Here is a 13,890-nt window from a genome sequence, read left to right as displayed (position 1 = left end):
ACATGGCGCCCTTTCCCGAGCTTTCCGGCGACAAGGTGGTGTTGCGGCCGTTCGGTCCGCAGGATATCACCAATGCCTATGTCGGCTGGCTCGGGGACCCGGAAGTCACCCGCTTTTCCAACCAGCGCTTCCGTACCCACACGCTCGACACCTGCCGGGAGTATCTCGCGAGCTTCGAAGGCACGCCCAATCGCTTCGTCTCGATCCATGACAGGGGGAGCGACAAGGCAATCGGGACGATGACCGCTTACGCCAACCCGCACCACGGCACCTGCGATGTCGGCATCATGATCGGCAATCGCGACTACTGGTCGGGCGGTTACGGGCAGGAGGCATGGAACCTGCTGCTCGACTGGCTGCTCTCGCCCGACGGCGGCGCAATCCGCAAGGTCACTGCAGGTACGCTCTCCTGCAATGGCGGCATGGTGAAGCTGATGGAGCGCTCCGGCATGGCACGCGAAGGCGTGCGCGTGGCGCAGGAAATCGTCGAGGGCGCGCCGCAGGATATGGTCCTTTACGGGCGCTTCGCATGATCGGAGAGCTACCGGGACCGGTCGCGGTGGTCGCGCATGACGCGGGGGCGGCGAACATCCTTTTCGCATGGCTTGCGGCGAGCGGGCGCAGGGACTTGCAGGTCGCCGTCGCCGGCCCGGCGGAGAAGCTGTGGCGCGCACAGTTCCCCGACCATCCGCCGCTGTCGGGCGCAGAGGAGGCGATCGACGGAGCTGCTACGCTCCTCAGCGGCACCGGCTGGGCGAGCGACTTGGAGCACGATGCGCGTGTAATGGCGGCTCAGCGCGATATTCGCTCGGTGGCGGTAATCGACCACTGGGTGAATTACGCGCCCCGGTTCAAGCGGGACGGAATACGCCAGCTACCCGACACGATCCTTGTGGGTGACGATTACGCCGCGGCGATTGCGCGCGACACCTTCCCCGATACGCGGGTCGAACAGTTGACCAACCTCTATTTGCGCGATCAGGCGCAGGCAGCAGGGCCAGTGCCTCCTGAGGGGGACATCTTGTTCGTGGCAGAACCCGCACGCAACGACTGGGGTCGCGGATCGCCGGGCGAGTTCCAGGCGCTCGATCACTTCATGGCGCAGCGTGCCTCGCTCGGCATCGGCGCCGAAGTCCCGATGCGCGTACGGCCCCACCCGTCCGACGAACCGGGCAAGTACGATACGTGGATCGATGGGCATTCGGGCACATCGATCGATCCCTCCCTCGACATGGGCGCTGCACTGGCTGGCGCACGCTGGGTTGCCGGGCTCAATTCCTTCGCGCTCGTGATTGCCCTCGAAGCTGGCCGTACGGCCATTTCATGCCTGCCGCCGTGGGCGCCCGACTGTGTACTGCCGCATGACGACATCCGGCGCATCTAGCCAAGCGTTAGGCGGCGCCAGTCTCGCCTACCGCCCCGATATCGACGGGCTGCGGGCTATGGCGGTCCTTTCCGTGGTAGGTTTTCACGCCTTCCCGGGCTATTTTCCCGGCGGATTTTTCGGCGTGGACGTGTTCTTCGTCATCTCGGGCTATTTGATTACCGGCCTGCTGATGCGAGAGCACGAGCACGCCGGGAAGATGAGCCTGACGGATTTCTACGCGCGCCGTATCCGCCGCCTTTTTCCTGCATTGCTGCTGGTGGTGGCGACAACCGCCTTGGTTGGCACTTTCCTGCTCTTTTCCCATGAATTCGCCCGGCTGGTGAAGCACGTCTGGGCCAGCTTGTTTTTCGTCGAGAACATCCTGCTCGCCAGTGAAAGCGGATATTTCGACGTCGATGCGTACCAGAAGCCCCTGCTCCATTTCTGGTCGCTGGCAGTCGAAGAGCAATTCTATATCGTCTGGCCGCTGGCCCTGATTGCCCTGGCCGGGTCGCGCCGCAATCTCGCGTTGCTGATAACAGGCATCCTCGCCGCGTCCCTGGCCATCACGTTTTTCGGCGCACTGCCCGAGGCGTGGCACTTCTATTCGCCCCTCACGCGGGCGTGGGAGCTGGCCGCAGGCGCTATGCTCGGATGGTGGCATGCCGGGCGAACCGGCGGCCCGGCGATGGCCTCCCACCGATTGTCCGGCATTCTCTCGCTCGTCGCACTCGGGGCGCTTACCGTAACGATGCTGCTGGCAAACGAAGCCATGTTCCACCCTGGCCTCATCACGTTGGCACCCGTAGTGGCAACCTGCATCCTCATCGCAACCGGTCCCCGTTCGCTGGGAAACCGCCTGCTTGCAATCAGGCCTGCCGTTTGGATCGGCCTCATCAGCTACCCGCTTTACCTGTGGCACTGGCCGCTGCTCAGCTACCTCTCGATCGTGGCGGAAGAGGAGCGCGGGCCTGCGTTGGTTCGTCTTGCAATGGTGATCTGCGCGTTGGTGCTCGCCGCGATCACGTACCTCTGGATAGAGCGCCCGCTGCGCCGGGCTGCGCGCACCAAAAGGATCGTTGGCGGCCTTGCGATCGGATCGCTGGCGCTCGCAGCCGTGGCGGGCGCGATGCTGTTTCTGCGACCTGCGGGTACGGACCGCCTCGCGATTGTGGCGCAGGAGCAGTTGGAAGGCGTGGCCTGGCGCTGGACGGCCAACGATCTATGCCGCGCCGAGCACGGGACCGAATACAGCGCATTCTGCATGCAAAACCGATCCGGCGAACCCGATGTATTCCTGTTCGGCAATAGCTACGTGAATCATCTCTACCCGGGCCTGATCGCACACCCCGGATTCAGCAATGCAACGATCGTAAATATCGAAACCTGTGAGGTGAGCAGGTCGATGCCAGCAGCCTACGATCAATGCGATGCGCAGTGGAAGATCCTGCGCGGGCTGCCCAAGGGTTCGCTGGTTATCGTATCGAACCAGTGGCCCGTTTTCGGCACTGATGGCCGCATGTTCGTGCTGAAACCCGATCGTCCGGGCCAGTCAGTGGACTATCCCGATATCGACGCATACCGCCGCGCACTTACGAAGCAGATGAGCGATCTCTCGGCGTTAGGTCATAGGGTCATCCTGATCGGTCCAAAAGCCGAATTGAGATACGATATGGCCGATTGTTACGCCCGCCCCCTTCGTCCGGCTACCCGCGATTGCCGTATGGACGAGGAGGATTACCTCGCTCAGACCGGGAAGACCCTCCGCTTGCTGGAAGAAATCGCCGATCGCGAGGAGAATATCCATTACTTCGACCTTGCCGGAGTGTTTTGCGACCAGGGCGTGTGCGACTATCGCACCGAAGAAGGATACCCCTTGCTGCGCGACAATAATGGCCATCTCTCGCAGCTTGGCAGCGAACTTGTGGTCAGGCACCTGGCCGGATGGATGCGCCGCGAGGGAATTCCCCTGCCCTGAAGGGCTGCGGGTCCCACAAGAAGGAAAGCCGCCATGAATAACCGCTTCGACACCGCGCCCATGTTCGGCGATCGGACATGATTGTTAAGACTGAAAGCCTGTGGCTCTGGCTTGGGATTGGCGCCCTGGCGCTGGTTGCCTTTTCGGGGGGGATGGCCGCCGCGACGTACGAGATCTTTCCCTACGAGCAGGTTCGGGCCCTGAAGAATGCCATCGATGGCGATGACGGATCACGCGACCCGACAGAGTATATCGACAACCCCAAGGCGGTGGAGGTGGGCGCTAGCGACCCTCAATGGAATACTCGCGCCCGAAATGTGATTATCGGCGATTCGCTGACCGCCAATGCACGCCTGGAAGAGATGTTTCCGCAAGCGTCCATCGCCAATCGCGGAGTTGGTGGCGACACGATACAGGGTGCGTTGGATCGCCTTCCAGGTATTCTTGAACTCAGGCCGCAACGTGCGTTCATCTTCATCGGGCATAATGACATCCTGGTCGACAATCCGGTCGATGAGATTTTCGCAAGGTTCGAAGCCCTAGTCGACAATCTGCAGGCGGCCGAAGTCGAGCCGGTTGTCCAATCCGTTCTCATCTGCGGCGAAAATCCGGCTTGTACGCCGCGCAAGCGTCGAAATGCACGAGAGCTCAACCAGCGGCTGGCCGAAATGGCGCAGGCGAAAGACATTCCCTTTATCGATCTCAACCAGGTGATGGCGGACGAGGATGGCTTGAAACCTGAAATGACGTGGGACGGTATCCACCTTGCGGCCAAGGGCAATAAGACCTGGCGCGATGCGATGGCCCCTTATGTTATCGAAGGCCCTGCAGACGACGACTGAGCCAATCCTGCGCGCAGCACGAGAAGCGCTTGCGATTTCGCCCCCGCGATGACAGGGCGCGTGGCCATGTGTTTTCGCGCTGATAGACCCATGAGCCGAGCCGGTGCAGCCCGCAGTGGCAGCAGCGGGCGATGCGCGCGATGACCTCCATGTCCGCCCGAACGGTCTGGCTCGAACAGCCAGGTCAGCTTGCGCTGCGCGAAGAGCCGCTCGCGTCCCCGGGGGAAGGCGAAATCCTGTGCGAGACGATCGTTACCGCGATCTCTCCGGGCACGGAACTGGCCGCATGGCGTGGCCTCCCCCCGCTCAGGCCCGGCGTGGTCTATCCGCGCCTGCAGGGATACTGCAATGTCGCACGCGTGCTGGAATGCGGGCCGGGCGTTGACGGTATCCAGCCTGGGGATCGCGTACTCAGCCTGCAATCGCACCGCAGCCATTTCGTGACGGATCAGGCGGGCGCGGTCTATGTCTTGCCCCCCGAGGCGCGGGCCGACCGCGTTGTCGCAGCCTACCTCTTCCACCTCGGCTATAATGCAGTGCTGCGCAGCAATGTGCGCGCTGGACATAGGGTGCTAGTGATCGGCCTTGGTGCATTGGGCCTGACATCGGTCGCGATGGCCAACCTCGCCGGGGCGCAAGTGAGTGCGATATCCGGGCATGCGGTGCCTGCGGATATTGCGCGCCAATATGGAGCGCGTTCAGTGTTCGCTCGCGACGAGTACGAAGCTGCAAGCGAAGCGGATATTGTCATTGCGACCACCAATGGCTGGGGCGATTTCGATCTCGCCCTGCGGGCCGCTGCGCAGAATGCGACGATTGCCTGCCTCGGCTTTCCCGGTCGCGGGCAGGCTCCCGGCGAATTCAACCCGCTGGCGAGCGAGCATTTCTACATGAAGCAGTTGCGGATCGAGGCGGTCGGCTGGTCCCCGCTCGAGAATGACAGCCGGGGCTTCGCGCGGTTCAACCAGCGAGACAATATCGCCTTTCTTGCCGGCGCGATCGAGGATGGACGTCTCGACCCCGCACCGATCATCTCGGGCACCTATCCGGGCGAGGATATCGAGCAGGCATACCGGGATCTCGACGCACGTAAGGATGACGCGGTGACCTACCTGCTGGAATGGAACCGATGAGCGCACCGCAAGACCTGACCGCCGGCGTGATCGGCTGCGGGCGCATGGGCGCATTCAGCAGCGAAAGCATGCGTGTGCATGGGCCGCAAAGCTTCTTCCCGCTTGCCCATGCCGAGGCGATCGACACAGCGGGCGGCGTCGACCTGATCGCGCTGTGCGATCCCAACGAGGAAAGCCTCGCGCGTGCTGGCGAGCACTATGGTGTCGAACGGCTCTACACCGATCATCGGGCGCTGCTCGCCGCAGGTGCGCCGGACCTGCTCGGCGTCGCGACCCGCACCATCGGGCGGGCCGAGATCATGCTCGATGCCATCGCGGCTGGCACGCGGGCGCTGCATGTCGAAAAGCCGGTGTGCAATTCGGTCGCAGAGCTGGAGAAGCTCGAAGAACTGTTCGCGCGCGACGATGTGTTCGTGACTCTTGGCGCATTGCGGCGCCATCTCGCGACCTATCGCGAAGCTGTCGACATGGCGCAATCGGGGCGCTTCGGCGCCCTGAAAGAGGCGCACGGCGAGTTCGGGGAGCGCGCGCTCTACTGGTCGCACCCGCATACGGTCGATCTGTTCCTGATGGCGGCGGCGGGCGCGCGTGTGGAAGCGGTCCAGGCGCGGCTGGGCGCGGTGGAGCGCGACGGTTCGACCATCGTCAACGACCCGCTGGTCGAGCATGCGAGCATCTTCTTCGATGGCGGGTTTGCGGGCCACATCACCCGCCTGCCCGGTACCGATTTCCGGCTCGCGACCGAAACTGCGCAGATCGCGGTGGTCGCCAATGGCCACAGCCTGTGGGTTTCGGGGCGCGAAATGCCCGATCCGGGCGCACCTGCGTCCACCGGTCCCGCAGGTCCGAACCCTTATCACGAACCTGAGCGTATCGAACGGGACGGCGAAGCGGGGCCGCAGGGTGTGCTAGTGCCGATCAGGCAGCTAGTCGCAGCCTTGCAGGGCGATGCCGAGGCGCAGACGGCCAACCGGCTGCTCAAGCGCGATATCGTGACGGGACAGAAGATCCTGTTCGCGATCGTGCAATCGCATCTCGAAGGGGGGCGACCGGTGAAGCTGGAAGAAATCGACCCCTCCATGTCCATCGAAGGACGCAGCGGGAATTTCTACGCATGAGCGAACAGGCGAAGGCCAAGCCGCGCATCCTTTTCTTCGCGCGCGGATACCAGACCGGCTTCTATCCGGAACTGCGTGACGACCGTTACGAAGCGGTCTTCGTCACGCTGACTCGCGAAGAGGCCGAGCAAGTTCGTTCCAAGGGGTGCGAGGTCGCAGCTTGTTTCGAGGAAGATTTCGACACGATCGAACCCGCAGAGGTCCCGCCGCACTACCTGCTGACATCGCTGATGTCGGAGCGGTTCCTGGGCCGGTACGACCAGGAAACGCGGCTGGAAATCCTCGGCAAGGAAATCGCTTTCTGGCGCGGCCTGCTCGACGAATATACGCCCATCGCAGTGCTCAACGAGATCGTTGCGATCGAAATTTCGGAAGTCCTGCTGATCGAAACGCGGCAGCGCGGTATCGAGTATCTGGCTCCGATGTACTGCCTCATCGAAGGCATGTTCTACTGGCAACCGGATCCGCTCACGCTGTCGGGCCAGTCGCTCGACCTGCCGGAACCCTCGCCGCACGCGCTGGAACTCGCCGATGCCTATCTGGAGCAGGTGCGGCAAAGCGACTACAAACCCTATTACGTTCGCAACCTGGCGGGGCGGCGCAGCCTCAGGCCCGTGGCGATCGGCCTAGCAAAGTCGGTGCAGTGGCGGCTGCGCGACCGGCGTTCGCGCAATTCGGACAAGTCCGGCGCCTTCCGATACGAAAGCTACTCGGAGGAATACGGCAAGCGCCTGCAGGTCTTCTCGGCCAGCTTCACACGTAGCTACGACGAGCTGGACGCAATCCCGGAAACCCGCGAGATCGTCCTCTATCCGCTCCATCAGGAGCCGGAGGCCACGCTCAATTACATGAGCGAGTTTATGGCCAACCAAGTCGCCACGATCGAGAACATCCTCAAGTGTCTCGGCCCACACCAGACGCTCGTCGTGAAGGAGCATCCGGTCGACAAGGGTGCGCTGCTACGCCCCAAGTTCCAAGACATCCGGGCGCGCTATTCCAGCCTCGTGTTCCTGCCTGCGGAGGTCCATGCACGCGAGATCCTGACCCGCTGCGACCGGGTAGTGACACTCACCAGCAGCGTCGGCTGGGAAGCTGCGTGTCTTGGCAAGAGCGTATGCGTCATGGGCGAAATCTACTGGGACAGCGTACCGGGCGTGACCCGGATCGGCTCATGGCAGGATTTGCGCCAAGCCATGCGCACGCCGGTCGCAGACATGGAGCGGGTCGATCCCGAAGACGCGCGACGCTTCGTCGCCGGGCTCGCCGAATTCAGCCACAAGGGTCGCCCGCTACCCAATCCGCATCTGTACGATCCTGCCAATATTGCCGATGTGCGCGATGCGATCGTGGCAGGCGCGGGAATTGCGCAGATTGCGGCAAAGACCTAAATCAGCGCACGTGAAACGTATTCTCGTCAAACTATGGATGGTCGAATCCAACATTCGCGGGACCATGCGCCTGTCGAAATGGTTCCATTTCAAGGTTCCGCTAGTTGGCCGGGCGATCTCCATGATCCTCGACCGTTCGCTGCTGCTGCGATATGGTTTCGAAGTGACCTCCTATCGGGTCAACGTCCGCCAATTGCAGGCCTCGCATCCCAATGGCGTGCTGCTGGGCGGCAACGGGATCGTCTCGGATGGCCGTGTGGCGGTAATGTCGGGCGTAAAATTTGTCGGGCCTGCGCCGGATAACGAACGCTATCTGGAACGCCATCGGACAGGTGACGTATTCCGCTTGGGCGACAATGTGGTTATTGGAGCGAACTCGGTGGTCGTCGGCCCGGTAGAGATATGTGACAATGTGGTGATCGGCGCAATGTCGCTGGTCAATCGCTCGATCACCGAACCGGGGACCTATGTCGGGATTCCCGCCAAACGAATAAGGGACGATGTCCCAAGCGACATCTGGGTGTCGCGCTCGGGTGCCAAGGCTCAGGCACCGGCTTGATGAAGGAATGAAGTGTGATGGCTAGTGCCGCTTTGCATGATACCGCCAATTTCCTGCGCTGGCGCCTTGTTCCGGTGCGCAAGCTCGGCAAAGTGAAGAACCAGCTGGTAGGGCGCGCCGCACCGCCGCGCCGCGCAACATCTTTCGATCCTGACCGGCTAGCACAATTGCATGCCGTAGGCTGCTGCCCGGCGCTACCTGTCGATCAGGGCCTGGTTGCGCAAATCCAGGATATGTACATGCCGCGCGCCGAAAAGGTGGTGCCCACCACGCGCGGGCATCCGTTCACCAACGTCATGCCTCCGGAAGACTATCACGCGGACAATCCGGTTTTTCGTCTCGCCTTCTCGGACGATATCCTCAATGCGGCGGAAGCCTATTTCGATGGCAAGTTCTCGTTTGCCAGCATCCAGGTCATCCGCTCATTCCCGACCGAGGGCAAGCTGCGCGAGAGCCAGAAGTGGCATCGCGATTACGGCGACAGCCAGTCGCTCCATTTCATCCTCTATCTCAACGATGTGCTGGATGACGATGGCGGGCCGTTTGCCTATATCGACCGCGAAAAGAGCAAGAAGGTCAATCGCTCTCCCGTCATCCGCCGCCTGACCGACGATGAGATCGCGGCCGAAACGGGCGACGATCACTACGAGCGGTTTTACGGCAAGGCGGGCGAGGCGATCCTGACCGATCCTGCAGTCTGCTATCACTTCGGCAGCCGGTGCAAGACTCCGCGCACCGCAGTGTTCGTCACCTTCAACACCCACGTACCCTATACCGAGATGATGCAGCCGCTCGGCAGCCATCGCAAACGCGCCGCGGAGCAGGCGCGCAAAGTCCGCCCGGACCTGCCCGGCGAGTATATCGATTCGATCCTCCAGGTCTGATCGCAACACTCGCCGGCTGGCACAGCAATGTTAGCGACCCGCGCAGCATTCGTGGCCGTAGGGCTGGCCGTCAACGTGCTGATGATGGTGCGCGGCATCATCTTCATGACAATACTGGGCTACGAGGATCTGGGGCTGGTCGCGCTGGTCCAGTCGGTGATCCTGTTTTCCGGGCTGATGCATTTCGGGCTGCTCAATGGTGGCTATCGCCTGCTGTGCCATGCAGGCGCGGCCTACAAACAGCGCATCGTCGATCTCGCCTATACGGGCTTCGCTTCGATTGGCGCGCTGATCGGACTTTCTGCCCTGATCGTATCCTTCTGGATCGACAGCGACCTCTATCGCGTGATCGCTGCGCTGACTGCCCTGGCGGGGTTCTGCACGCTGATCCGGTCATGGATGACCAACGAGATGGTCGCGGCTGGGCGCCTGCGTTCTGTCAATGCGATCAACGGTATCTCGATGCTGGCATCGCTTGCGCTGGTCGGGCTGCTGTATCCGGGGTTGGCCCCGTTCGACCCCGCACTTGTCGCTGTGCTGTCGATTGCGGTTCAGCCCGTGCTGTTCGTCGCCCTGTCGTTTGCAAGCGGTGCAGTGCTCAAGCCGCGGCGTTTCAAGGCATCGAAACGCCTGTCCAGGGTGATCTTTGCAGCAGGCTTCACCCTGTTCCTGACCGGGATCGCAATCCAGCTGATGAACCTGATGGAACGTTCCTATGTTTCAGGCCAGTTGGGGCTGGAGGCGCTTGGTCGGCTTTACCTCGCCTTCCTGTTCCTGACGCTGTTCCAACTCGCGCCCAATCTCGTGCAGCAAGTGTTCCTGCCCAATATCGTCAACGCCTTCAAAGCGCGCGAAAAAGCCACAGTCTCGCGCGAATTGCGCCATCTTCTGATTGTAACCACCGGATATGCCACGGCGGCTTGCCTGGCATTGTGGCTATTGGCAGAGCCGCTTTTGCAGCTGATCCTGCCCGAATACGTACCCGACCTGAGATGGGTCTATCTGCTTGCGCCGGGGCTGATCGCCTTCACCCTCTCGGCACCATTCGCCCTCACATTCAACGTGGTGATCGATTATCGGTGGTATGTCGTGGCATATGGCGTGGGCATGGCGAGCACTGCGGGAATTCTGGGAGGCGCAATCCTGTTCGACGCACCATTCACGCTCGACGGGATGATGATCCTGCGCAGCGCAATCTATGCGGCCATGGCCGCGATTCTTATAGTCGGATGGTGGCGACTGTCACGCAGCTATCCGGAATTCCGAATGACGATCCGCTAGAGAGGGGTAGCTTGCTGCTCCACTGCCGAGCGTGTAGGCGAAACATCCGATCCGGGAGCTTGAACGGGCAACAAGACATGCTGACTCTGCGTCTGGGCGAGCGCCCGCCCTTGCTGCCATTTCATGCCACCTTGCCGCTTGGCGACCTTCCCGAAGCGATCGCAAGCGCACCCGAAGGCTTTTGACATGGATGCCGTGACCATCCGGGCCGGCAAGAGTCAGGCAATGCGCGATATGGCCGCGCTGCGTATGCGCCAGCTTGCCCTGTTTGCGGGCATCCTGATGTCCGGTGGTCTTCAGACAATTCCCCGCGAACCGCTACTGGTGCTCGTCCTTGCGATCTGCTTCGCCTTCACGAACCCGCTTCGCATGTTCAAGGCAGAATTCGGCGCCATCTGGATTTTGCTGCTGGCCACGGTCGCCGTCGCACTTTTGGGCGGGCAATCCTTCCAGGTTGCGCCCATGCTCATCCGGTATTCGAATTTCCTCGCAGGCCTTGCCCTACTCGCGATGTATATCGACAGGCGGCCCGGAGCGATTGCCGAAGATCTCTATATCATGCTTAAGTTTATGGCATTTCAGGCGGTCTTGACCCCGTTATTTGCATTGATTGTGCCACAGCTTTTCACAACATTTATGTACAAGAATACTATTTACACTACTTTTCTGTACATTTTCACTTACCATGAATTTATTGTAGGGGCCACGCTATTTAAAAGACCCGATGGATTTTTCTTCGAGCCCGGCGTCTTCCAAATCTATCTGAACATATTTCTCTTCATATGCCTTTTTCTGCGGCGTTTTTCGTATTTCGACGTCGGCCTTGCCACCCTCGCGGTGATGGCGACCCAGTCGACGACGGGTGCCGCCATTCTCGTGATGCTTTATTGCGTCGCCTATTGGCGCTTCCTCAAGACGGCCGGGCGCATGCAGAAGCTCGCGGTGCTGATCGTAGGTCCGATCCTGCTGCTGCCCATCGCGACCTACGCAACCTATAACCTCGCGGAGAAATTCTACGGGGAATTCAGCGGCTCGGCCGAGGCGCGCGAATACGATCTGCGCACAGGCCTGAACGTGGTGATGGAAAATCCCCTCACCGGGATCGGGTTCGATTACGAACGGTATTTCGACGTCGCTCAGGAGGTCGGCTATCGCGACCTCGACCTGTCCGACGAGAACATGACCGAACGCTCGAACAGCAACGGAATCGTAACGCTTCTCTATTCGATCGGCATCCCGTTGGGGCTCGTATTCCTGTGGAGTGCGCTGCGCCAAAGGATGTTCAGGCCACGATTGCTGATGGCGGGGCTGGTATTGCTTTCGATGACGTCGGAGCCGCTCATCTTCACACCTTTCATCCTGATGATCGTGTTCAGCGGCTTGCTGCTCAAGACACGTAAAGCCCCCCAGGCCCGCGCGGCGACCGCGCGCCCCCGGAGTGCACTGGCCGTCCGCAGCTAAGGCGAAACAATGCCCAAGATCCTGTTCATCGGCATCGATTTCTATGCCTACACCACGGAAATCCGAGCTGCGTTCGAGCGGCTGGGTTACACCAGCGATTTCCATCCGATCGAGCACATCGACTTCTGGAGCAAGACCGCCAAGAAGTTCCTCCCCGGCCCCTACCAAAAGCGGCTCGACGCCTATCATGCGCGGATCATCGAAGAGAGCGCGGCAACACAGTACGACATTGTGCTGTTCATCCAGGTCCACCATGTCAGCCACGCGAATATGCAGCGGTTGCGCGAACTCCAGCCGCAGGCCCGCTTCGTGCTCTACAACTGGGATTCGCTGACCACGCACGACTACCGACCTTACAAGCCGTTTTTCGACCACATCCTCACCTTCGACCCGGACGATGCGCAGGCCGCCGGCGTCACCTACCTGCCGCTATTCGCAATTCCCGCCTTCTACGCGGTCGATCGCAGCAGGCCGAAGGACATCGATCTCTATTTCGTGGGCGCGATCGGATCGCTCGCCCGGTTCGAGGCGCTGGAGAAGCTCCACGCCTTTTGCGAAGTGCACGGCCTCGTCACCCACTTCCACCTCAAGTGCAGCCCGGCGGTGCAATTGATGCTGAAGCGTAAGGGTAAGAGCCTGCCCGGAATAACCGGCGATTCGCTGCCCTTCGAGGCGATCATCGATCTGATCGAACGGTCGCGCGGCACCTTCGATTTCGCCAACCACGCGCAGTCTGGCTACACGATGCGGCTTATCGAGAACATGGCCGCCGGGGTGAAGGTGGTGACCGAGAAAAAGCGCATCGCGACCGAGGATTTCTACCGCGACGATCGTTTTCTGGTCATCGAGGATCACGATCTTTCGGCCGTGCCGGAATTTCTGGCAAAGCCGATTACCTCCGAGCTGGAGGTAGAGCGCTTTTCGGTCGACAACTGGGCGCGCCAGCTGCTGGCGCCAGCAGGGGAATCGCAGTGAGCGAAGAAACCAAGGGACTGCGGCAGAGCATCGCGAAGCGGGTGCAGTGGCTACGCTGGTATCGCTACAAGATGGCGGGATACGATATCCACCCGAGTTGCGAGATAGAGCGCGGGCTGAACCTAGACCGCTATTTCCCGCAAGGAATCCATGTCGGCGCGCACACGATCCTGACCAGCCGGGTGACGATCCTCAGCCACAAGCTCGTGCCCAAGAAGAGCCTGGGCCGCTACGATGGCGAGAAGGTGCATACCTATATTGGCGAATGGTGCGTCATCGGGATCGGCGCGGTGATCATGGGCGGCGTGCGAATCGGCGACCAGTGCGTGATCGGATCGGGCGCAGTTATCACCAAGGACGTGCCATCCAACACGATCATGGCCGGAAATCCGGCGCGCGTGGTGCGCGAAGGGATCGAGATGGAAGATCTCAGGCTGTAACGCGGCCAAGCTCGGCAGTTGATTCTCGGATCGACGCTGCTAAGCGGCTCACGCAAATTTCCTCCCCGAATTTCCGGAGCCACTCGCCACTGCGCGGCATGGGAATGTCGGCCGGATACGGATCGGATCGAAATTCGGGGGCAAAGCAAAGGATGCTTGAAATGCAGAAGACTGCCCTGGTTTGCGGTGCCGGTGGGTTCATCGGTGGACACTTGGTCAAGCGCCTCAAGAATGAAGGCTTCTGGGTCCGCGGCGTTGACCTGAAGTTCCATGAGCATGCCGAAACCGAGGCAGACGATTTCGCAATCGGCGATCTGCGCGACCAGCGCTTCGTGCGCGAAGTCGTCGACCAGCGGTTCGACGAGGTTTACCAGCTGGCGGCCGACATGGGCGGTGCGGGATACATCTTCACCGGCGAGAACGACGCCGACATCATGCACAATTCGGCGACGATCAATCTCAACG

The 13,890-nt window shown here is 61.2% G+C and carries 14 protein-coding genes; all 14 read left to right on the top strand.

Translation table 11 applies throughout. The features are described from left to right. Window positions 1-2: 2 nt before the first annotated feature. Window positions 3-533, top strand: coding sequence for a GNAT family N-acetyltransferase (locus ACEQXE_RS10315; RefSeq protein WP_370179084.1), 531 nt, complete (start codon window positions 3-5; stop codon window positions 531-533). Next, on the top strand, window positions 530-1,384 hold the full coding sequence (locus ACEQXE_RS10310; RefSeq protein WP_370179081.1) for a hypothetical protein: 855 nt from the start codon (window positions 530-532) through the stop codon (window positions 1,382-1,384). The genes ACEQXE_RS10315 and ACEQXE_RS10310 overlap by 4 nt, the downstream gene beginning before the upstream one ends. Continuing rightward, complete coding sequence (locus ACEQXE_RS10305) at window positions 1,362-3,344, top strand: acyltransferase family protein (protein ID WP_370179079.1); 1,983 nt, start codon at window positions 1,362-1,364, stop codon at window positions 3,342-3,344. The genes ACEQXE_RS10310 and ACEQXE_RS10305 overlap by 23 nt, the downstream gene beginning before the upstream one ends. Window positions 3,345-3,496: 152 nt before the next feature. Beyond that, window positions 3,497-4,186, top strand: coding sequence for a GDSL-type esterase/lipase family protein (locus tag ACEQXE_RS10300; protein WP_370182610.1), 690 nt, complete (start codon window positions 3,497-3,499; stop codon window positions 4,184-4,186). Window positions 4,187-4,326: 140 nt separating this feature from the next. Next, window positions 4,327-5,319, top strand: coding sequence for a zinc-binding alcohol dehydrogenase (locus ACEQXE_RS10295; RefSeq protein WP_370179075.1), 993 nt, complete (start codon window positions 4,327-4,329; stop codon window positions 5,317-5,319). Continuing rightward, window positions 5,316-6,437: a Gfo/Idh/MocA family protein gene (locus ACEQXE_RS10290; RefSeq protein WP_370179074.1), complete on the top strand. Its 1,122-nt coding sequence runs from the start codon at window positions 5,316-5,318 to the stop codon at window positions 6,435-6,437. Before ACEQXE_RS10295 ends, ACEQXE_RS10290 begins: the two co-directional genes overlap by 4 nt. Beyond that, complete coding sequence (locus ACEQXE_RS10285; protein ID WP_370179071.1) at window positions 6,434-7,825, top strand: hypothetical protein; 1,392 nt, start codon at window positions 6,434-6,436, stop codon at window positions 7,823-7,825. Before ACEQXE_RS10290 ends, ACEQXE_RS10285 begins: the two co-directional genes overlap by 4 nt. Window positions 7,826-7,835: 10 nt before the next feature. After that, window positions 7,836-8,384, top strand: a complete 549-nt coding sequence (locus ACEQXE_RS10280) for a DapH/DapD/GlmU-related protein (protein WP_370179069.1) — start codon at window positions 7,836-7,838, stop codon at window positions 8,382-8,384. A gap of 17 nt (window positions 8,385-8,401) precedes the next feature. Then, a complete protein-coding gene (locus ACEQXE_RS10275) occupies window positions 8,402-9,268 on the top strand; it encodes a hypothetical protein (protein ID WP_370179066.1) in 867 nt (288 codons plus the stop codon). 27 nt (window positions 9,269-9,295) lie between these two features. After that, complete coding sequence (locus ACEQXE_RS10270) at window positions 9,296-10,549, top strand: lipopolysaccharide biosynthesis protein (protein WP_370179063.1); 1,254 nt, start codon at window positions 9,296-9,298, stop codon at window positions 10,547-10,549. Window positions 10,550-10,735: 186 nt separating this feature from the next. Continuing rightward, window positions 10,736-12,010, top strand: coding sequence for an O-antigen ligase family protein (locus ACEQXE_RS10265; RefSeq protein ID WP_370179061.1), 1,275 nt, complete (start codon window positions 10,736-10,738; stop codon window positions 12,008-12,010). Between the two features lie 9 nt (window positions 12,011-12,019). Then, complete coding sequence (locus ACEQXE_RS10260) at window positions 12,020-12,985, top strand: hypothetical protein (protein WP_370179059.1); 966 nt, start codon at window positions 12,020-12,022, stop codon at window positions 12,983-12,985. After that, window positions 12,982-13,425 (top strand): DapH/DapD/GlmU-related protein, encoded by a 444-nt coding sequence (locus tag ACEQXE_RS10255; RefSeq protein WP_370179056.1) that lies wholly within the window; start codon window positions 12,982-12,984, stop codon window positions 13,423-13,425. The genes ACEQXE_RS10260 and ACEQXE_RS10255 overlap by 4 nt, the downstream gene beginning before the upstream one ends. A gap of 161 nt (window positions 13,426-13,586) precedes the next feature. Further along, window positions 13,587-13,890 (top strand): NAD-dependent epimerase/dehydratase family protein (locus ACEQXE_RS10250; RefSeq protein WP_370179054.1); only part of this gene is annotated, 304 nt, incomplete at its 3' end.

Source organism: Alteriqipengyuania sp. (genome assembly GCF_964222115.1).
Lineage (GTDB): Bacteria > Pseudomonadota > Alphaproteobacteria > Sphingomonadales > Sphingomonadaceae > Alteriqipengyuania.
Note: the sequence above shows the minus strand (reverse complement) of the source record. Positions and strands in the feature narration are given on the sequence as shown.